The sequence below is a fragment of the Caballeronia sp. TF1N1 genome (assembly GCF_022878925.1).
GTDB lineage: Bacteria > Pseudomonadota > Gammaproteobacteria > Burkholderiales > Burkholderiaceae > Caballeronia.
In genome coordinates, this window is record NZ_CP084627.1 from 857,520 (window position 1) to 878,310 (window position 20,791).

13 protein-coding genes and 2 pseudogenes are annotated in these 20,791 nt (G+C 60.6%); 7 read left to right on the top strand and 8 right to left on the bottom strand.

Annotated elements, in window-relative coordinates:
* Positions 1–33: 33 nt before the first annotated feature.
* Both LDZ28_RS17945 and LDZ28_RS32865 read right to left on the bottom strand, forming a co-directional pair.
* A complete protein-coding gene (locus LDZ28_RS17945; protein ID WP_244828318.1) occupies positions 34–1,806 on the bottom strand; it encodes a YadA family autotransporter adhesin in 1,773 nt (590 codons plus the stop codon).
* A gap of 801 nt (positions 1,807–2,607) precedes the next feature.
* Positions 2,608–3,459, bottom strand: a pseudogene (locus LDZ28_RS32865) (hemagglutinin); the annotation flags it as partial.
* Here LDZ28_RS32865 and LDZ28_RS17960 point away from each other — a divergent pair.
* Entirely contained in the window at positions 3,380–3,871 is a 492-nt protein-coding gene (locus LDZ28_RS17960) for a hypothetical protein (RefSeq protein WP_244828323.1), read from the top strand. The pseudogene LDZ28_RS32865 and the gene LDZ28_RS17960 sit on opposite strands and share 80 nt — an antisense overlap.
* Here the strand turns inward: LDZ28_RS17960 and LDZ28_RS17965 are convergent.
* The 4 genes and pseudogenes from LDZ28_RS17965 to LDZ28_RS17980 all read right to left on the bottom strand — a co-directional run bounded on the left by LDZ28_RS17965 (position 3,862) and on the right by LDZ28_RS17980 (position 8,490).
* A pseudogene (locus LDZ28_RS17965) lies at positions 3,862–5,111 on the bottom strand (IS256 family transposase). The gene LDZ28_RS17960 and the pseudogene LDZ28_RS17965 sit on opposite strands and share 10 nt — an antisense overlap.
* Positions 5,112–5,138: 27 nt before the next feature.
* Positions 5,139–5,840: an ESPR domain-containing protein gene (locus LDZ28_RS17970; RefSeq protein ID WP_244828324.1), complete on the bottom strand. Its 702-nt coding sequence runs from the start codon at positions 5,838–5,840 to the stop codon at positions 5,139–5,141.
* A 591-nt stretch (positions 5,841–6,431) separates the two neighbouring features.
* Complete coding sequence (locus LDZ28_RS17975) at positions 6,432–7,268, bottom strand: 3-keto-5-aminohexanoate cleavage protein (protein ID WP_244828326.1); 837 nt, start codon at positions 7,266–7,268, stop codon at positions 6,432–6,434.
* An 892-nt stretch (positions 7,269–8,160) separates the two neighbouring features.
* Positions 8,161–8,490, bottom strand: coding sequence for a hypothetical protein (locus LDZ28_RS17980; RefSeq protein ID WP_244828327.1), 330 nt, complete (start codon positions 8,488–8,490; stop codon positions 8,161–8,163).
* A 239-nt stretch (positions 8,491–8,729) separates the two neighbouring features.
* On the opposite strand from LDZ28_RS17980, the gene LDZ28_RS17985 reads away from it, so the two are divergent.
* From LDZ28_RS17985 to phaP, 5 genes are all read left to right on the top strand, one after another.
* The gene (locus LDZ28_RS17985) at positions 8,730–9,035 is read left to right on the top strand and encodes an EF-hand domain-containing protein (RefSeq protein ID WP_244828329.1); all 306 of its coding nucleotides are present in this window, start codon (positions 8,730–8,732) and stop codon (positions 9,033–9,035) included.
* A 12-nt stretch (positions 9,036–9,047) separates the two neighbouring features.
* Positions 9,048–9,761 (top strand): response regulator, encoded by a 714-nt coding sequence (locus LDZ28_RS17990; protein WP_244828331.1) that lies wholly within the window; start codon positions 9,048–9,050, stop codon positions 9,759–9,761.
* A complete protein-coding gene (locus LDZ28_RS17995) occupies positions 9,758–11,092 on the top strand; it encodes an ATP-binding protein (protein ID WP_244828333.1) in 1,335 nt (444 codons plus the stop codon). Before LDZ28_RS17990 ends, LDZ28_RS17995 begins: the two co-directional genes overlap by 4 nt.
* Positions 11,093–11,821: 729 nt before the next feature.
* Positions 11,822–12,208, top strand: a complete 387-nt coding sequence (locus tag LDZ28_RS18000; RefSeq protein ID WP_244828335.1) for a DUF3564 family protein — start codon at positions 11,822–11,824, stop codon at positions 12,206–12,208.
* Between the two features lie 482 nt (positions 12,209–12,690).
* Positions 12,691–13,113, top strand: coding sequence for a phasin family protein (phaP, locus tag LDZ28_RS18005; RefSeq protein WP_244828337.1), 423 nt, complete (start codon positions 12,691–12,693; stop codon positions 13,111–13,113).
* A 51-nt stretch (positions 13,114–13,164) separates the two neighbouring features.
* Here phaP and LDZ28_RS18010 read toward each other — a convergent pair whose 3' ends face one another.
* Complete coding sequence (locus tag LDZ28_RS18010) at positions 13,165–15,309, bottom strand: serine/threonine protein kinase (protein WP_244828338.1); 2,145 nt, start codon at positions 15,307–15,309, stop codon at positions 13,165–13,167.
* Positions 15,310–15,926: 617 nt separating this feature from the next.
* On the opposite strand from LDZ28_RS18010, the gene LDZ28_RS18015 reads away from it, so the two are divergent.
* Positions 15,927–16,148, top strand: a complete 222-nt coding sequence (locus LDZ28_RS18015) for a hypothetical protein (protein ID WP_244828340.1) — start codon at positions 15,927–15,929, stop codon at positions 16,146–16,148.
* A 159-nt stretch (positions 16,149–16,307) separates the two neighbouring features.
* Here LDZ28_RS18015 and LDZ28_RS18020 read toward each other — a convergent pair whose 3' ends face one another.
* Positions 16,308–20,771, bottom strand: a complete 4,464-nt coding sequence (locus LDZ28_RS18020) for a DEAD/DEAH box helicase (RefSeq protein WP_244828342.1) — start codon at positions 20,769–20,771, stop codon at positions 16,308–16,310.
* Between the last annotated feature and the right edge of the window lie 20 nt (positions 20,772–20,791).

Below are 20,791 nucleotides of genomic sequence, written 5' to 3' on the forward strand. Positions count from 1 at the left end.
CACTTCACTTCACTTCACTTTACGCACTGGGCATTACCACTGATGCCCCGCTCCGATGGTGAAGCCGACATTTCCGGAACTGCTTGTATTGCCGGAAGCCTTGATTACCCAACTTTCGTCTTGCGTAACATGGGAGATGCCGAGTGCCGCGCCGGAGGCCCCAGCGTAACGCGCGCCGGCCAACGCGACCATGGTCTTGCCCGGAGCGGTAGGCTGCGGCAGTCCGGCGGAAGCCATCGCGGCTGCGATACCGCCATAAGCCGCTTTCGCCATGTTGTTGATCTGGCCTTGCACGCCCGCGATACGCGAGTCGGTATAGTTCTGCGCCTGTGTGGAAGCGAGATTCAACTGACTCACATTGACCGCATCGGTACTCTGCGTGCCCGCCGCGACGTTCGTGATCTGACGTTCGTTACCCGCAGACCCGACCGAAACCGTATTTACTCGATCCGCCACTGAGTTAGCCCCGAGCGCGACGGAATTGTCCGCAGTAGCGCTGGCATTCGCGCCCATGGCAACGGAATGCACGCCTGTCGCGCTAGCGACTTCAGTGTTGACATCGCCTTGCGCGGCGAACATTGGGTTGCCACCGCTCATGGCGATGTTCGTCACGCGATCGATTGCGGCATTCATCTGGTCGACGTTGACCGCGTCGTCGCTCGCAACGCCCGCAGCAACATTGTGGATTGTCGTGCCGCCTGCGACGTTATTGCCAAGCGTGATGCTCGAGTAGTTGGTCGACCCGTCCGCGTTGTGGTCATAGGTCACGGAAGTATTGGTCGTGCCGTCTCCATTAATGAGACCGGCGCCCTTCAACTGCGAGACGTTGACGGCATCGGTATCCTGCGTACCGGCTGCCACGTTGGTGATCTGACGTTCCGCGCCCTTCGATCCGACCGACACGGTGTTTGCACGATCCGCCAGCGAGTTCGAGCCGAGCGCCACCGAGTTGTTCGCGATAGCCTGAGCATTGCCGCCGATCGCCACTGATTCCGCGCCCGTGGCCTGGGAGTCCTCCAGCACCGAATTGGCGTGGAAGTACTTGATGCCGCCGCCCGTGTTGATGTTGTTGAGCGTCTCGTTGATCGTCGAGATGTCGGTCGTGTTCTGCGTGACGCGGCCGTCGAGATTGGTAAGGGCGTCGCCGACGTTGTTGAAGGTATTACCGTCCTGGAACGTGTACGTCGGCTTAGTAATGGTGCCGTCCTGATTTACGGTCGAACCGCCGCCGAGGGCGTCGGCCGTGCTCGATGCAGTTTTGTAGAGTTGGCTGCCATTCACCGCTTCAAGGCTGTCCGCGCTCACTTCACCTGCGTCCACGTTCTTGATTTTGACTGGCGTACCCACATTGCCCAGCGTGACCGTCTTGTGGTCGCCGTCGTCATATTGGACCGCGTTGGCAATGCCGGTCGAAAGCGACGTCATGCTCGTCGACACCGATGTCGAGAGCGTAAACAACTGCCCGCCGTTCACCGCTTCATTGCTGCCTGCAGCCACTTCGCCATCGGCAACGTTCGTCAGCTTGACCGGAGCGGCGCCGGTGTCGCCCAAGCGAACCGACGTGTGGTTTGCGTCGTCGTATTGAACAGAGTTGGCGACGCCGGTCGAGAGCGAGGTCATGCCCGTCGAGATTGAATCGACGCTCGTCGACAGCGACGTGACGCTGGTCGAAATGCCGTCGATGTTGGTCGAAAGCGAGGTCATGCCGGTCGACACGGATGACGACAAGTTGTACAGCTGACCACCGTTGACCGCGTCCTTGCTGTCTGCTGCTACAACGCCGTCCTCAACGTTGTGAAGCTTCACGGGCGTGCCGGCGTTGCCGAACGTGACCGAGTCGTGGGCCGCGTTGTCATACTGGACGGCGTTCGCGAGACCGGTGGAAAGCGACGCCACCGATGTCGACGTCGATCCCGACAGTGTGTCGATACCTGTTGAAAGCGACCCGACCGTCGTGGACATCGAAGTGGAAAGCGTATCGACACCGGTGGAGAGCGAGGCGACTGCCGTAGAGGTGGAGGTCGAGAGCGTGTCCACGCCCGTCGAGAGCGAGGCAACGCTCGTCGATGTCGACGTCGAAAGCGAATCCACGGACGTGGACAGCGTGCTGACACTCGTCGACACTGAATCGACAGCTGTGGACAGTGTGCTTACGCTTGTCGAAATCGAATCCACCGAGGTCGAAAGCGAGCCGACGCTCGTGGACACTGAAGCAATGCTCGTCGAGGCCGACGTCGAAAGCGAATCGACACTTGTCGACAGGGAACTAACGCTGGTCGCGGTTGCCGTTGAAAGCGAGTTGACTGCGGTCGAAGTGGATGTCGACAGCGTATCGACGCTGGTAGACAGCGAATTGACAGAGGTCGAAGTGGAAGCCGAAAGCGATTCGACGCTGGTCGAGATGGAGCCCGTGGTCGTCGATACCGAAGCCGACAGCGTGTCGAAGCTCGTGGACAGCGAATTGACGCCAGTCGACACAGAATCGACAGTTGTGGACAATGATCCAACACTTGTCGACACGGAATCGATGCTCGTCGAAAGCGAAGCGACGCTCGTCGAAGCGGAGGTCGAAAGCGAGTTAAGGCCGGTCGAAGCCGACGTCGAAAGCGAGTACAGTTGGCTGCCGTTGATGGCGTCCGTGCTCGACTCTGTTACATCGCCCTTGGCTACGTTGGTCAGCTTCACTTCAGAGGCGCCGACACCACCCAGCGTGACCGAGTCATGGCTTGCGTTGTCGTACTGAACCGAGTTCGCGAGACCCGTCGACAGCGATCCGACAGCGGTTGAGGTTGAGATGGACAGCGTGTCCACTCTCGTGGACAGTGAGCCGACGTTAGTCGACAGCGAGTTGACCGTGCTCGACACTGAAGTCAACCCGGTTGACAGCGAGGTCACGCCCGTGGAAACCGAAGTCGAAAGAGAGTCGACGCCCGTAGACAGGGAGTTCACGCTCGTCGACACTGAATCGACGGTTGTAGACAGTGAGGTTACCGCGGTCGACGCCGAGGTGGACAGCGAGCCTACAGTGGTCGAAGCCGACGTCGACAAGGAATCGATACTTGTCGATAACGAGGTAGTCGTGGTCGAAACGGAGGTCGACAAGGAGGCTACGCTCGACGAAGCCGAGGTCGAGAGCGAGTCGAGGCCCGTTGAAGCAGACGTCGAAAGCGAATACAACTGACTACCGTTGATGGCGTCCGTGCTTGAGTTTGTTACATCGCCTTTGGCGACGTTGGTCAGCTTCACTTCGGAAGGCGCGGCGACACCGCCCAGCGTGACGGAGTCATGGCTTGCGTTGTCGTACTGAACCGAGTTCGCGAGACCCGTCGACAGCGATCCTACGGCAGTCGATGTCGAACTCGACAACGTATTGAGACCGGTGGACAGCGAACCGACGTTTGTCGACAGTGAGTCGACGGTAGTCGACACCGAAGTCAACCCGGTCGACAGCGAGTTCATCCCCGTGGAAACCGTGGTCGAGAGCGAGTCGACACCCGTGGACAGGGAAGTCACGCTCGTGGATACCGAATCGACGGTCGTGGACAGTGAAGTCACCGCCGTCGATGAAGAGGTAGACAGCGAGTTCAAAGTACTTGAAGTCGACGTCGATAACGAGTCCACGCTCGTCGACAAGGAAGTGGCCGTCGTCGAAACCGTCGTGGATAACGAATTGAGACCAGTGGAAACCGAATCTACGGTGGTGGAAAGGGAAGCAACCGTTGTCGACACCGAACTGACTGTCGTCGATAAAGAGCCGACCTGCGTGTTCAGCCCGTTGATCGCCCCGGGGACTGTCAGATTTTTTGTGTTTGAGGCAGTTAAGGCAACCCGCTTTTCAGCGGGTAGCGGTTTGAGGATCTTTCAGTCGTAGGGATGCGTGAAGCGCGCCTCGTACAGTATCGCGAATTGGTTCATGGCGGCTTTCCAGTCGTGTGCGGCACGCGTCCAGCCTGCCGTGATGTTGCGTAATACCAGCCACAGCAGCTTGGTCGCGGCTTCGTCACTCGGGAAGTGGCCGCGCGTGCGAATGATCTTGCGCAAACCTGCATTCACGCTTTCAAGTGCGTTTGTCGTGTAGATCACCTTGCGTACTGCTGGCGGGAACGTAAAGAAGGGAATGACACGCTCCCACACCCGTCGCCATGCCGAAGCCACCGTCGGATAGCGACGACCCCATTCGCCTTGGTCGAACGCATCGAGTTCGGCAGCAGCGGCTTCGGCGCTGGGTGCGGTGTACACCGGCTTGAGCGCGGCGGCCAACGGCTTACGGTCCTTCCAGTTCGCGTAGTCCAGACTGCTGCGAATCAGGTGCACGATGCAAGTCTGCAACGTTGTCTTCGGGAACACGGCTCCAAGCGCTTGCTCCATGCCTTGCAGGCCGTCGGTGACGGCGATCAGGATGTCATGAACGCCGCGCGTCTTCAAGTCATTAAAGACCTTCATCCAGAACTTGGCGCCTTCGGTGTTCTCGATCCACAGGCCCAGAATATCGCGAGAACCGTCCGGCAGGACGCCAGGGCTAGATAGACCGCTTTGTTGCGCACCAAGCCGTCTGCACGGATTTTTACCCGTAAAGCGTCGAAGAAGACCACCGGATACATCGGCTCGAGCGGACGGCTCTGCCAGACAAGCACCTCGTCCATGACGGCGTCGGTGACCGAGCTAATGAACTCCGGCGACACCTCCGTGCCGTACTGCTCCTGCAAAAACGCCCGAATCTCGCGCACCGTCATGCCGCGCGCGTACAGGGCGATAATCTTGTCGTCGAAGCCCGTAAAACGGCGCTCGTGCTTCGGGATGAGGATCGGTTCGAAGGTGGAATCACGGTCTCGCGGAATCTGCAGGTGTAGCGGGCCATCGGATGTCAGCACCTTCTTGGCGCTGTGCCCGTTGCGCTGATTCGTGGCCGTAGCCGGCTTCTCAGCCCCGGGCTCGTAGCCCAGATGCTGACCGAGTTCAGCCCCCAGAGCGCGCTCGATGAGCGCCTTCTTCAAAGCGGCGGACAGATCCTCAATTGAAGCTGCCGTCATCGGGCCTGAGGCCAATTGGTCGAGCAGCTCTTTAGGGATTGACGGCAGTTCTCGTGGCGGTGTCTTGGGTTTGCGTGGCATAACGGCTCCATTTCCATAATGGTAGCCTCACACACAAAATTGCTGACAGTCCCTCGCCCCGCCTACGTCATGATAGGTCGTTCCGGCTACTGGATAAGACGGGGGAGAGATACTTGCGCCACTCATCGAAGCCCCACCGCCTAGACTCGACGCGGTCGTCGAAAGGGCCAGGTATAACTGAACACCCGTCACACCGTCACGACTGCCCGCCGTCAATGCGCCCGGCGCCATGTTCTGAACCTTGTTGTAGCCCATGTCGAACATTGTCCCGGCACCAATCGATACTGTGCCCGCAGTCATCGTCATGAGAGTCGCTCCTCCGGCCCCCATGACGAGCGTGTTGGGGTCCACGGCTACCGCGTAGGCTCCCATTCCCCCGCTTGTCGTGTACGCGACCAGCCCAGCTCCCGGATGGTTTGTGCCATCGCAAGCAACGGTAGATGTTTGCACCACGCCTGCGCCTTGGTCACTCAGGCAACTGGCCGGCGTGTATCCGTCCGATAACACACCGACGGAGTACCCACTCCCCGCCTGCGCGCTGCCCGCAGCGAGTGCGAACACCGCCAACACTGCTGCGTTCGTTCGGCCGCGCTTGCTTTTGGTCCGCGCATTTTCCGCTGCGGCAACCCAGCTTTCGGATGCCTGACTCCAAACCACGCGATACGTCTTATTCATCAAAACCTTCTTCGAGTTCAAGTTGAAATTCTTTTTCTTCGTGATTTCCGACACGGACTGATGTGCTCGTAATGAGCAACACGGCGCTTGACCAAACGCGACATAGACCGCTTGGCTCGGGGCCATCGGATAAACATGAAGAAGCAATAACCGTCAGAGCTTCGATTATTTAGGTTTCCAAAACCTAATCACGCATGTCAGAGTGTCACCAGGACATGGAGCCTCTGACATTCCTCAATCGCGCGGCAAGAAGTCTCTATCCACGCTTGGATTTTTGTCTTATCGAAGCGTTTTTTCCATTCAGAAAGTCTTAAAAATGCATCGAATATCTGAATGTACTGAACGATGTATTTGCCGAAAATCAGCAATGTATAAACACGAAGAAGATGTAGCAGGCGATGTGACTATTCAATTGCCATAAGGCTATATAAAAGCCGGCGGACAGGAAAATAAACAGAACTCGTGTGTATTGGAAAGCGTTACTAGTACGCAGGCCACGCGGTGAGCGACGCTGCACGCGCGGGACCGTTTAATCGTCAAACATATGCGATGACATCGCATATAAATTTGCGATGAGCGAGCAAGACAGCAAAAAAAAGCGCGTCGCGATTTCTCGTCGACGCGCCTTTTCAAGCAATTGAAACTTCAAAGAGACAACAACTGCCGCGCCTCCTTTGCGCTCGCCACCGGCCGGCCATACTCCGCGCACAGCGACGCCACGCGGCTCACCAGTTGCGCATTGCTCTTGGCGAGCGTGTCTTTGTCCCAACGCACGTTGTCCTCCAGACCCGTGCGGCAGTGGCCGCCGAGTTCCAGCGTCCAGTGATTCACTTCGAGTTGATGCCGGCCGATTCCTGCAGCCGTCCATGTCGCCTCGGGCAAGAGTTTGCCCAACTGCTCTACTTCGAACTGGAGGATCTCGCGACGCGCCGGTAATGCATTCTTTACACCAAGGACGAACTGCACGTGAACCGGCGACTTGAGCAAACCTTGGTTGACGAGGTCATAAGTGCTGTAGAGCATCGCCAGATCGAAGATCTCGATCTCGGGCTTTACATCGTGGTCGAGCATGGTTTGCGCGAGCGAACGCACGAAGTCTGGCGGATTTTCGTACACGATGGTCGGGAAATTCACCGAACCCGTCGCCAACGAAGCCATGTCGGGTTTCAGATCGAGCATCGCCCCACGCTGCTCGAAAGATCGGCCGCGTCCACCTGTCGAAAACTGAATGATGATGTCCGGACAGTGTTTGCGGATGCCGTCCTGCAATTCTTCGAAGCGGTGACGATCCGAACTCGATTTCTCGTCTTCATCGCGTACGTGCAGATGAACCAGCGTCGCACCGGCTTCATAGGCTTCGTGCGTGCTTTCGATCTGCTCGGGAATCGTGGTTGGCACAGCGGGATTATCTTTTTTCTTCGGTACCGAGCCCGTGATGGCGACCGAGATGATGCAAGGATCAGTTGTAGGCGATTGCGTCACGTTCGTGCTCCTGTGAGGCGCCGATCTAGTCGCCGGCGGTTCGGTTAATTTTAACTAACTAGTACGTTTAATATGTTGCTGGATCGTACGAAGCGTTGCAAGCCGCGCAAACCCTTATCTTATGGACCCAATCGATCTCACGTTCGTGCTTTTTCTGACTCCGACAGTGGAGCGATTGTCGCTTCTGGGCCAGCAACCGTCTTGTCAAACGACTAGTCGGTAATCGCCGGCCATAAATCGCCTGAAACAAGCGAGCCCGGTCTTGCGTTTTTTGCCTGAGCCACTGGAAACTGTCGCATTCGCAGATGGCGACACCCTTAACGAGCCAATTGCGTGCCAGCGCTCCGGCGATCGCACGCCTTGCGGCGGCGAACCGCGTGTTTATAGTAAGCGCTCGTTCGAGCTCATTTATTTCCAGCAAAATGCCGTGTTCACAATAGGTCGCGTATTCGCCCTAACTTCGAGACCACAGACAACGGCAAAAAAATCCGATAGCCGCCTCCGCCAGTAGACGCCCTGACGCTTACATACAGTATAGAAGGCGGCATTTGCTAGCTGTCGATGTGACGTTGCCTTTTGTTTGCCGCGACGCCGCATATGGCATGCAAAATCGCATTTGGCGCTCTCGCTTGGAATTTGCGAATTGTGTGTCACACAGTGCGAGACTGCAAAAAACGTCTAGTGCGGCTAATCAGTGCCGGTGCATAACCGCGCGCAGTGAATTTGCCCGTGACCTTCAAACGGTCGGTTCAATGCGTATGCTGCATTCAATCGACCAAATGCAGAATGCAAATTGACGCGGCGCACGAGCGGCTCAAGGGAACCAAACGCCACCAAAGCACTTGGCACAGACGAAGTGCAACGGCCCATTGGCATTCAAAATCCAATGCGCCTATCGAACGATGACGACAGGCGGGCGATAAACCGGCGGCGCATAGATCACGCGCGCGGCCGGCGCCACGACATAGGTCGGCGCGGGCGCCGCCACTACGACCGTACGCGGCGGCGGCACCGCGACGGGCGTCACAACCACCGCATGTCCTGGCACGTAATAAGTCGGAGCAGGCGGAGGCGCGTAGTAATAAACCGGGCGCGGCGGTGGCGCGTAAATCACCGCGGGCGCAGCATACGAAACGACGACTGAAGTTCCCGCCCATGCGCTCCCTGCGCAAGTGAGGGCAAGGGCGGCAAGAGCGGAGATACTGAGCAGACGAACTTTCATGGCGATGTCCTTGAGTCTTGAGAGGAAGGCGGCGACCAGCAATGCCGGCCAGCAGAACGATATCGAACGACCGCGAAAAACGTGAGCGCAAACATGTTTCACTGGATGTCGAGAAAGACTTGCCGGGCGATGCATGACACATGGCGACATGATTCGTCGTTTCCCCGAGATTGCCTTCGCTACGCGGCTCAATAAAATGTCGTCACTGTCTGGCTGCATCGAATTCACGGAGAACCGACATGCAAAAGATTCCACGAGCGTGCGTGGCCGGCATTCTCGGCTTCACAATCGCCACGGCGGTCTTCGCACAAACCGCCACGCAGCCAATGGGCGCAAGTCCGCATATCGAGCAGGTCATGCACGGTCTGCAGACGCGCTTCGCAAGCGCCAACACCACGCACGACGGCAAGCTCACGCGCGCGCAAGCATCGTCCAGCATGCCGATGGTGGCTCGACATTTCGACGAAATCGACACGCAAAAAGCCGGCTACGTGACGCTGCCGCAGATCGAAGCCTTCATGCATCAGCATGCCGCGCAACGCTAACGGAGATGGCCGATGGAAGCACTTCCGAAAATCATCGTGCTCGACGACGAAGCCGAACTGCGCAACATGCTGCAACGTTTCCTCACATCGCAAGGCTTCGAGGTGCGGGTCGTGGAAAACGGCAAGCGGCTCGACCGCTATCTGCAACGCGAACCATACGACCTGCTCGTGCTCGACTGGATGATGGAGCCGGAAGACGGATTGTCGGTATGCCGGCGTCTGCGCACCGAAGGACACACGCTGCCCATTCTCATGCTGACGGCCAAGGGCGATCCGGTGGACAAGGTCGTCGGCCTGGAGACCGGCGCCGACGACTATCTCGCCAAGCCCTTCCTGCCGCAGGAACTGGTGGCGCGCGTGCGAGCGCTGCTGCGCCGTCAGAAGATTGCAGCGGGCGATCCCACGCTCACCTCGCAAGTGCTGCGTTTCGGCGAGTTTCGGCTCGATCTCGGCAAGCAGCAGATTACGCGCAGCGGCAATGCATTCGAAATGCATTCCGCGCAGATGCAGTTATTGCATGCACTTGGCTCGTCACCGAACCGTGCCGTGAGTCGTGACAACCTCATCGCCCGCACGCGCGGACGCGATCACGATGCACTCGATCGCAGCATCGATGTCCAGGTGCTGCGTCTGCGCCAGCTCATTGAGGAAGATCCAGGCAAGCCGCGTTTCATCAAGACGGTATGGGGCGTCGGCTATATGTTGCTTGCGGACGTGGAAACGTGAGCCTCGCGCCGCGGTCCCTTTTTGCACGCAATATTCTTTTGCTCGTGGCGCTGGTGGCGGTGAGTCAGGTATGCGCGCTCGCCGTGCTGCTCCATTTCATTCAGACGCCGCGCATCGAACGGGCGGCGACCACATTCGCGGCCTACATCGAGACGCTCGATACCCTTCTGAAAGCAAGCCCGCCGCAAGCATCGAATTCCATCGCCGCTCGTCTCGAAGTGCGCGCCGCCCTGCCCGAGGACGCGCGCGAGACGCCCGAAGAGTCGCGCTTGCGCTTTTATCGCACGTATCAGCGTCAGACTTTCATCGATAGTTTGCGAGCGCATCTGCCGCCAGACATGCTAGTGCGCTGGGAAAGCGGCGCGACGGCGGCGGATGGCCAGCAGCGCCTCTGGATACGTGTGCATCTGTCCGGTGAGCCACGCTGGATCGCCCTGCCCGTGCCGGAAGCCGCGCACGACGACGGCCTCGCCACGGCCCTGCTGCTTTCGCTCGGCCTAGGGGCGCTCGCAATCGCGACCGCGTATTTGATCCAGCGGCATTTGAATCGCCCGCTCGAACACCTCGCCAATGCCGCGCGGCGCCTCTCTGCCGGCGATGAACCCGGCGTCTTGCCGATAGACGGCCCCACCGAGATTGCCCAGGTTAGTCGCGCGTTCAACCAAATGAGCGCTGCCCTGAGCGAAGCGGACGCCACGCGAGCACTGATGCTTGCTGGTATTTCGCATGACATCCGCACCCCGATGACGAAGCTGCGCCTTGCGATGGCGATGTCCTCGGCGAGTGCGGCGGACGCTCACTTCACGGCATCGGCGGAAGGTTATCTGGATCGGATCGACAGCATCCTTCAGCAGTTCATGGACTATGCTGGGAGCGGTGCCAAGGAAGCTCCGGTCGTGGGAGACATAAACGCATTGATCTCGAATCTGGCAGCGGATTTTGCGGGCCTTGGCCACGAGTTCGCGCTTACGCTCGGGCCCATAGAGCCGTTCGCCTTCCGTCCCATCGGCATGATGCGCGTACTGATGAATCTGATGCAGAACGCCATACTCTATGGCGTCGTCGGACTCGAAGTGCGTAGCTGGACCGATACGCGATTGCATGCTGCATGCATTGTGATCGCGGATCGCGGCAAGGGGCTTGGCGGTCAGGACCCGGAAGCGCTCAAACAGCCGTTCAAGCGCGGCGGCGGCGAAGCGCAGCCAAAAGGCACGGGATTGGGTCTGGCGATCGTAGAGCGCATCGCTCGGCAGCACGGCGGAACGCTAGTTTTGCGGGCGCGCGATGGTGGTGGCGCTGAGGCGTGCATTGTCTTGCCGCTTGGTATTTAAAATTCATGCGCGGCTTAACAGTATTTTGCATTCGTTCTCCGGTGAGCCCATACTGTTCTCGTAAGATGAAACGGTCGCGCAGCAGGACGAAATATCAAACTGCCTGCGGGTGCTGTTGGCTTACGCCTACATTGCCTTGAATTAAAAGACCGTCAGCCGATTGCCATCGACGCTCCAACTTGAAGACGCTATCAATCTGAATAGATGGACCGCGCATATCGTCGACCGAATACCCATAGCGAATCTGAGTTGCTGCAGTGCAATGAGCGTGTTCGGCGTGTAAGTCCGGTGTGGGGCATGCAGGCATGCTGTTGGGGCGCGGGCTGACGAGTTAGTGCATTCATCGACAACGCAAAAGTACCGCCATGCCTCCGAAGCGTCAGATTGGCGTACTAAGCTTCACCATCGTGCAGGAGCTGAGGTCGGCATCGCACTTGCTTTAAGTTGATCGCGTTGTTGTGCGCCGCAGCACTCATGGCGTGGAGCCATCACAGCACAGACCGATTTGCGATTTCTTTCGGCTTATCGAACCGATCGCCAGTATCGCGCTCGAACCAGACATTGCGTCTAAACCCGCGAGTGATTAAGTGCATACCGAATACAAAAATAACTAAAGACACGTATTACAGCTTGGCGCGCGACGCCACCATTCAAATCGAAGACGCTCATGGCCAGCGCGAATAAGCGCTCGAGCGTCCCGTCCGCCAAATCGATGTAATGGAGGAAGTCATGCGTATCACCGTCAAGCTGGATGGATTCGAAGGCGCTCAATCGGCCGCCTACGCCATTTTGTGGCTCGACAGAGAATCCAGCCGCTGGTCACGCGAAGGTCACCAATCGATGGACGTGCCCGATTGGGGCGGTCTAACCAAAGGCGCGGGCGACACCGTGATCTGCGGGCAGGATGCGCCGCAACCGATCTGCGTGCTCGAACAACTCGATTTCGACGTACCGGGCGGTCCGCCCGAAGGGCTCGCCGGACGCGCGCTCTGGTACACCGATCAATCCGGCGCACAGAGCGAGGGACGCTGGCACGTGCAATGTATCGACCGCGCGCAGATCAAGGCGGAGCACGGCGTATTCGCTGGCGAGGAGGTCAACTGGACCGCGCTCTGAAGCGGGCAGGCACGACATCTCGAAGATAATGGGTCGCCGTTCGATAGCGGCATGAGCGGCCTGACGAAGATTGTCGTGCAAATCTCAATCGCAATCGCTATCGCGCGGTAATTGGAAAACCGCGTGGCGGTCGAACACCATGCCCGTGCCGCGCTGGCCAACTAAACGAAGACCACGCGGACTGTCGGAACGACCCTCCCTCGCCTCCGATCCCGGCCGCCAGTCGCGCGGCCTGTCAACCGTTGCTCTATTGCGTGCTCGCTGCGGCGCGACGCGCCTTGATTTGCATTAAGCATCCCGACAGTTGGTCGATTGAATGCAATCGCTCTGGTGTTTTCCCTTGCCCCATTTGGCACGGTTAAATTGGTAGTATCAGGGGCCGGGCCGCGCGTCGAGAAGACGTGGCACACGGCGCACGTTGCCGCGCGATCGAATGGCTCCATGCATGAGAACGCGCTCCACCGAACGACCTGGGAGGCAAGATGAATCAGAAATTCAGCGATCCGTTCAGCCAGTTTGCCGCCATGTTTCAGCAGTATCAGCTTCCCGGTTTCGATGTCACCGCGATCATGGAATCGCGACGCAAAGACGTCGAGGCGCTCGCGGCCACCAATCGCGTTGCGTTCGGCGGCATCGAGGCCTTGCGCGACAAGCAACTTGAAATCTTGCGGCGCACGCTGGGCGATCTAGAGGATATCGCCAAGCAAATGGCATCGTCGGCCGCGAAACCGCCGTTCAACGCGAACGAAGTCGTGCAACGGGCATTGCACAATGCGCTCGCCGATATGCAGGACATCGCCCGCACCACGCAGCAGACGCAGGCCGAAGCCTATGCACTCGTTACGAAGCGCATGGAGGATGCGTTGCAGGAACTGAAGGCGTCGGTCAACAAACCACAAGCTTGATCGCGCGAGATCAGCTAACGGTCCGGTGAGCCGTCGCTTACGTGGCGACGCTCACTTCTTCGCCTGCGTCGTGATCTGGAACATGTCCACGACGACTTTATCGCGTCCGTATTTGCCGGTGAGCGCCGTAAGACGCTTGTCGAGTGCGCGCAGATATTCGCTCTTCGCTTCGCTGTCCGGGCGGATGGCATCGAAGAGCGGCGCGGGCGTCACGGTCAATACGATCATCTCCGAGCCGAACGGCTTGCCGACGACCCAATCGCCCATCGAGCCGAGTGTGGCCGCGTAGTTTGCAGGCGCCTGGTTGTCGCGGGATCTTTCGGTCGGCAGCAAATGCACCACGCTGCCGTCGAGCATGAAGTAATCGACTGTGACGTAGGACTCGAACGCGGGCGTCATCAGATCGACGATCAGCGGATCGCCTTCGGTCAGGCGCAACTGGTTCGACCGCGTATGGACCGATGCCGGATGTCCCAACTGCCGGTTCGCCGTCCAGTAAGGCGCGAAGACTTTGAGCAGATCGCATTTGTCGTCGACGACTTGCTGCACGCCGAAGTTGGTGGTCTTCACGCCGGGCACGCGTCCAAGCGTGTCCTTCAAACGCGCGAGCCCGTATTTCTCCGATATGAAACCCTGCACATCGACCGTCTGATCGTGAACCGATGCGACGAGCGCCGAACACGGCGCGCTCGCCAGCACCGGCGTGACCGCGGCCATCGTAAGCTGCGGCGCGGCGGCGACGGGAACGGCAGGCGTTATCGCGACCACCGACGCGCTCGCTTGCGGTTCAGCGCTCGACGGTCTTACTGGTTCGACCGGACTTGCGCTCGCGTTCGAGGGTGGCGCTTGTTCGCTGTTTTTTGACCGCTCGAAGAAGTAATAGCTCGCGCCCGCAGCAATGATCGCCGCAACCGCCACGGCTCCGATCGCAATCCTGGGGCCGACTTCGCGCTTCGGTTTATTGCTTGCGGGCGCAGCGGCAGGCGGTTCGCTAAGCTCATCCAGGAACTGCGTGACGCTCGGCGTTCGCGCCTCGCGTTCGAACGCCAGCGCGCCCTTGAGCGCCTTCCACTGCTTGTTGCCCAAATTCTCGGGCCGCTGCGGCTTCATGTTGGCGCTCTTTGCCTGCAGCGCGGGAACGCGCTCGAACGGATGCTTCCCCGCCAGCAATTCGTACGCTATACAGCCAAGCGCGTAGATATCGTCACGCGGATCGGGCTCGCGATGCTCGAGCATCTCCGGACTTGCATACGCAGGCGTGAGCGCGCCCAGGCTGCCGGGATCGAAGACCGTGGCCTCGCTTTCGTCCTCGGGGCGCGTGATTGCACGCGAAATGCCAAAGTCGATCACCTTCACTTCCGCCGTATCGGTGAGGAAAACGTTCGGCGGCTTGAAATCGCAATGGACGAAGCCTCGCTCGTGCGCGTATGCGAGTGCGTTCGCCATGCCCTTGAAGATCGGAAACATTTCGGCGAACGGCAGACCCTTGAAGTTCGGGTTCCGAAGCATTCTCGAAAGCGGCTGTCCGGAAAGATATTCCATCGTCAGATAGACGATCGAGCCATCGCGATCGAAATCGTACACGGTCACGATGTTGCGATGCGCGAGTTGCTGCGCCTTGCGCGCCTCGCGCTGCAGTGCGATCAGCGATTTCGGGTTGCCGCGAAATTGAAGATTGAGAACCTTGATCGCCACGTACGGCCGTCGATCCGACGCTTCCAGCTTGCGCAGATCGAGCGCTTTGTAGACCGTTCCCATCCCGCCGATACCGAGACATTCCTCCAGCACGAAGCGATTGTTAAGCGTGTCGCCGACACCCTTGACCTGAACGACTTCCGTGAGCACCTGCGTGGCGTGGCCGGACGTCGATGCGCTCGCGTCGCCCGATGCGCGCGGCGGCAAAGGCGCCGGGAAACCCGGCGTGGTCTGCATGCGTGTCTCGTCGCGGCCGGGCGCGAAGCCGGTGCCGAACTCTGTTTCGGGATGAGCGAGCGCCACATGTTCGATGCGGCGTCGAATGGCAACGTAGATATCGGGTGGTAGAGGCCGAGCCGCGTGCTCCTCGTCGAGCATCTCCATGAGCCGTTTGGCCGGAGTTCGCTCGATGGCGAGTGCGCCATCGACCCCGGCAAAGAACTCGTCGCGCGACCCGCCGTCGCCCCGATATGTACGAATCGCCTGCGCAAAGCTTGTCATCTGTGCGACGCGACGCGGCTCCAAATCGACCGACAATTCACTTGTCGTAACAAATACCCAGTAATCGCTTGATACTAGCCTTCGCATGCGCCTTACGCAAATGGCGTTTTCGATGATGCGCGGCATCGCGCACATGTCGTTCGGATACCGACATGTTTGGTTCGGGTGTTGGTTCGGTTAAGTCAGGTACGGGCTTTTGCGTCTTGTTGCGCGCGGTTGGTCAAGGGGCTCGTCGCCGCGTAAAGCACGTCACACATGGGTCCGTCGATTCGTTCATGCCAAGGCGTTCGACTGGCATACCTGATGCATGACATGACCGGAAAGGGTACGACGTTGCACTCTCGATCAGGCATGGTGCATTCAGTAAATCACGCATGCATCATACAAACGGCCAAGGGTTTCACCCCTCCGCCGTCTTGCCGCTTGGCACATCCGGTCAGAATGAAACGGTCGCGGCGGCACGAGTAGCCTTGCGTGGCAGCGTCAGACGAAATGCATATACTTAATGCGTTCTGCGTTCGTCGAATGTGCATGCTGCATGCAAGGTAAGTCGACGCGTCGCATCTGACCGGGATCGGCGCGGCTTCATGCTTCTCACTTTTTTGGAGGACACAGTCATGGCCATCGTCAAAATCAAGGATCTCGCGGACAGCATCGAGTTGGACCGTCAGGCAATGACCGCGATCACGGGCGGCGCACGCAGCGGTGCCCGTCCGCTCTTTCGTATCAGGCCGAAAGCGAACGCAAATCGCGTGGTCGATTATCCAGGCGTGCCGGTGAACGATGTGCCCGCTGAAAAGCCTGGGCCATTCACGACCAAGATCGTGTCGAAGAAGTAGCGTTTGAGGACACGGTGCTTACGTCCGTCGATGTTCGCGGGGTGAACGATTAGCGTGCTGCTTATGCATTGAAGCAAGCAGCAAACGCGAGGCACGGTGGTCGTAATACAAAATGCCACCGCGCTGCATCATGCATGCAAAATGCCAGCGAGCGGTGCGTCAACTACGCACCGTCATCCCGATCGTGCCCATTCCGCCCGTCAATGGCGTACCGATCGACCGTCCGCTCCGCTTCACAAGCGCAAGCCTGATACGTTCGCGTGTATCGCCATCGAAATCGCCGAGATATCGCGTCTTACCGGCCACGACCGCCCCAACCGGCAAGCCATCCAGAAACAACACGCGATTGCCCGCAATCGCCGGCACCTTCTCGCCCGGCAGCAACGTGCCCACGAGGTTCAGCGGATCGACCGCGCCAAGCGCGACGAGCGCGCCCTCTTTCGCCCGCCTGCGCACGTCGCGCAACAGCGGCACCGCATTTGGCAATGCAAACTGCTCACCCGCGAGGCCCGCAACAAAGCGCCCACCGCGAATCTCGCCACGCGCTTCGAGCCGATGATAGACACGCAGCAAATCGCGCCACGGCGGCAGCCACTGCGCTTCGCGTTCGAGCAGTCGCCAGAACACGACACCATACCGGCGCAACAGCGCAAGCGCGACATGCTCGATGTCCGCATCATCGTTGGAATTGGCTCGACGCAAGAGCGCCCAGCGGCCCGCATCGTCCATCCCGCCGATGAAAAGCCCGCCGCGACGCTGCCGCCGCGCGAACACATTGCGCTTGGCGGCCGGCGCCAGAAGCGCGCGCAAGCCCGCGAAACTGTCCGCGTTGACGAGGCCCAGCGCGACTAGTTCGCCGAGCCCGTCTTCGAGTCCCGTGCGCAGGAGTCGTACATCGGCGAGAAGTTCGTCGAAGAACATCGCGCCGTGCGTGCTCAGGGCCTCGAACACGCGTTGCGCGCGCGACGACAGCTGCGGCGCTTCGTCGGGGCGCATCAGCGTATTCCATGCCCCCAGATGGCGACGCGGCAGCAGCACGATCGGCGTGCCGCGCACCGGGCCACCCGTCGCGCGCGCACGGCCGGCCGGACGCGTCCACACGATCTTGCCCGCACGGCAAGCCTCGTCGAGCCACATGCCCGAGTAATCGGCGATGCGCGCCGGCAGGATGTCATCCTCCCACGCCACGGCGGGCGCCTCGAAACCTTCGAGCTGTTCGAGCACGCCGAGAAGCGCATCGCGGCCTTCGCCGTGAGAATCCGGCGCGACGCGTTGCCATTCGAACAGGAAACGCATGAAATCCTGCCGCTCCACGGGTTCGATTTCCCGACGCAAACGCCGCACCGTGTAGCGATGAATCCGCGCCAGCAGATGCCGCTCGCACCATTCCTCGTCTTTAGCCGTGGGCGTGAAGCGGCCACGCATCACATAGCCTTCGGCTTCCAGACGCGTCAACGCCGGAGCCACGCTCGACGCAGGCAACGCAAGCGGACGCGCAATTTCCGGCACCGTCAGCGGACCGAACCCCGAGAGCCGCGCGCGGACGATCTCGACGAGCGCGTCATCTTCAGTCCAGGCATGGTCGAAACCGGGCGGCGGCTGCAGTGCGGGATGCATCGGCGCATGCGTATAGACCGCGCGCAGGCAGGCAAGCCGCTCCACGGCGATCCACAGCGCGTCGTGCTCCGCAATCTGCAAGCGCGTCGCACGCCCGGCGCGTGCGAGCGCGTCGAGCCACGCTGGCCAGCCGTCGCAACGCGCCGCCTCGCCATGCGCGATGCACGCGAGACCGGTCAGCGCTTCGTGCATTTCATCGGCGCTCGTCACCGCGGGCCAGGCTTCCGCGCGCACGCTTTCGATAGCGTCGGCATCGAGCGCGCCAAGATCATCGGTCGATTGCGGATCGGTCCAGCGGCGCGCCAAGACAGCCTGCGTGCGGCGCTCTTCGAGCGGGGCGTCGTCGAGAAAAGCATACGGCCGCGCCGACAAATTCTCGGCGGCAAGCGGCGACGGCGCGGGCAACTCGCGCGTGACGAGCCGCACATCGCCCGTTTCGATACGACGCAAAAGTGCAAGCCAAGCCTCGCTGTCCATCGCTTCGTGCAGACAGTCGTCGAGAGTCTGCTCGACCAGCGGATGCCGCGGAACCTCACGCTCGCCCGCGATGTTTTCCGCGCACGCGACCTGATCCGGGAAAACGGCGGCGAGCAAGTCCTCGCTTCGCATGCGCTGCAACTGCGGTGCGACTTTGCGGCCGCCCGAATAGCGCGGCAAGGCGAGCGCGTTGGTCGCGTTCCAGCGCCAGCGCACGCCGAAAAGCGGTGCGTCGAGCAACGCCTGGATCAGCACATGTTCCGCGCTTGCCGATTTCAGATAACGCCAGACTTCATCGAGCGCGAAGCTGTGGCTGCCTGTGAGCGACAGGACGATGGCATCCTCCGTCGCCGCCGCCTGCAGTTCGAAATTGAAGGTGCGGCAGAAACGCTTGCGCAACGCGAGACCCCACGCGCGATTGACGCGGCTGCCGAACGGCGCGTGAATCACGAGTTGCATGCCGCCGGATTCGTCGAAGAAGCGCTCCATGACGAGCGTGTCCTGGGTCGGGAGCACGGTCAGCGCGGCGCGTGCGCGTGCGAGATATTCGACGATCTGACGCGCGGCATCGGCGCCGATGCCTTCGGTTTCATCGGCGAGCCATGCGATGGTGGGAGCTAGCGAGTCGCTAAGTGCGTCTTTCGCGCTGTCGGCGTTGCGCGCGTCCTTCGCCGCCTTCGCCGCGTTCGCGTCATTGGCGCCATGCGCGAGGCTTAAATCCTTCGCGCCCTTGGCCCCGACACCCGCCAACCGCGCATCCACCCCCGCCCGCAACCGCGCGATCGCGAAGGAAAGCTCACTGCTGCGCCCCGGCGCCTCTCCAAGCCAGAACGGAATGTTCGGCGGCTGACCATTCGCGTTCTCCACTCGCACCCGGCCACCTTCGATCCGCATGATCCTGTACGACGTATTACCCAACTGAAAGATGTCGCCAGCCAGACTCTCGACCGCGAAGTCCTCGTTCACCGTGCCGATCTGCAAGCCCTGCGGCTCCAGCAGCACGGCGAAGTCGGCGTTGTCGGGAATCGCGCCGCCGGAAGTCACGGCCGTCAGCTTGCCGCCGCGCCGTCCGCGCAACGTGCGGCTCACCGCATCGCGATGAACATACGACGCGCGCACGCCCTGCCGCCCCGTATAGCCCTCGGCGAGCGTGCGCACCACTTCGTCGAAGCGGGCGCGCTCGAGCGTCGCGTACGGATACGCACGCCCGATCAGCTCGAACAATTCATCCTCGCCCCATTCGCGACAGGCGACCTCCGCCGTGATCTGCTGTGCGAGCACGTCGAGCGGCGCGCGCGGAATGGAAAGCGCGTCGAGTTCGCCACGCCTCACGCAATCGAGCAAGGCCGCGCACTCGATCAGGTCGTCGCGCGAAGTCGGAAAGAGCCGCCCTTTCGGCACGCCGCCGACGTGATGCCCCGAGCGCCCGACGCGCTGCAAGAATGCGCCGATCGATCCTGGCGAGCCGAGTTGGCAGACGAGATCGACATCGCCGATATCGATACCCAATTCCAGCGATGCCGTCGCGATCAACACACGCAATTCGCCGCGCTTCAGGCGCTGTTCGGCGGAAAGCCGCTGCTCGCGCGCAAGGCTGCCGTGATGCGCCGCGACCGCGTCCCGGCCAAGGCGCTCGGTCAGATGCCGCGCCGCGCGCTCAGCCATGCGCCGCGTATTGACGAAGACGAGCGTCGTGCGATGCATGCCGGAAAGCTCGGCCAGCCGGTCATAGACGCGCTCCCACATGTCGTTCGACATGATCGCTTCGAGGGGCATCGGCGGCATTTCGAGGGCGAGATCGCGGGCACGGACGTGACCGACATCCACGATCTCGCACGGCTTTCCGACGCCCGCGAGAAATTTCGCGACGAGCTCGATCGGCTTTTGCGTCGCCGACAAACCGACGCGCACCGGCCGCGCCGCGCCGCGCGCCTCGCACAACGCATCCAGCCGTTCGAGGCTCAGACTCAGGTGCGAGCCGCGCTTGCTGCCCGCCACGGCATGGATTTCATCGACGATCACCGTGCGCGTGGTCGACAGCATCGCCCGGCCGGAATCGGACGAAAGCAGCACGTAAAGCGATTCAGGCGTCGTCACGAGAATATGCGGCGCGCGCTTTCGCATGGCGCCGCGTTCCTGCTGGGTCGTGTCGCCCGTGCGCACGGCGGCGCGTATCAGCGGCGCGTCGGGGCCAAGCTCGCGCGCAATGCCCGCAAGCGGCTCTTCCAGATTTACGCGAATGTCGTTGGACAAGGCCTTGAGCGGCGACACATACACCACGCGCGTCTCGTCGGGCAGCACTTTGCCGCTTGCCGCGCTTTCCACGCCTTCGCGCACGAGTTCGTCGAGCGCGGCGAGAAAGGCCGTCAGCGTCTTGCCCGAGCCAGTTGGCGCAGCCACGAGCGTGGAACGGCGCGCGTGGATGAGCGGCCACGCGCGCGCCTGCGCGGCGGTCGGCGTTTCGAAATGCGCGCGAAACCAGTTGACGACGGCGGGATGAAAGCCCTTCAGGGCGTCGGTGCGGGTCATGCGGTCATTGTATGAGGGGT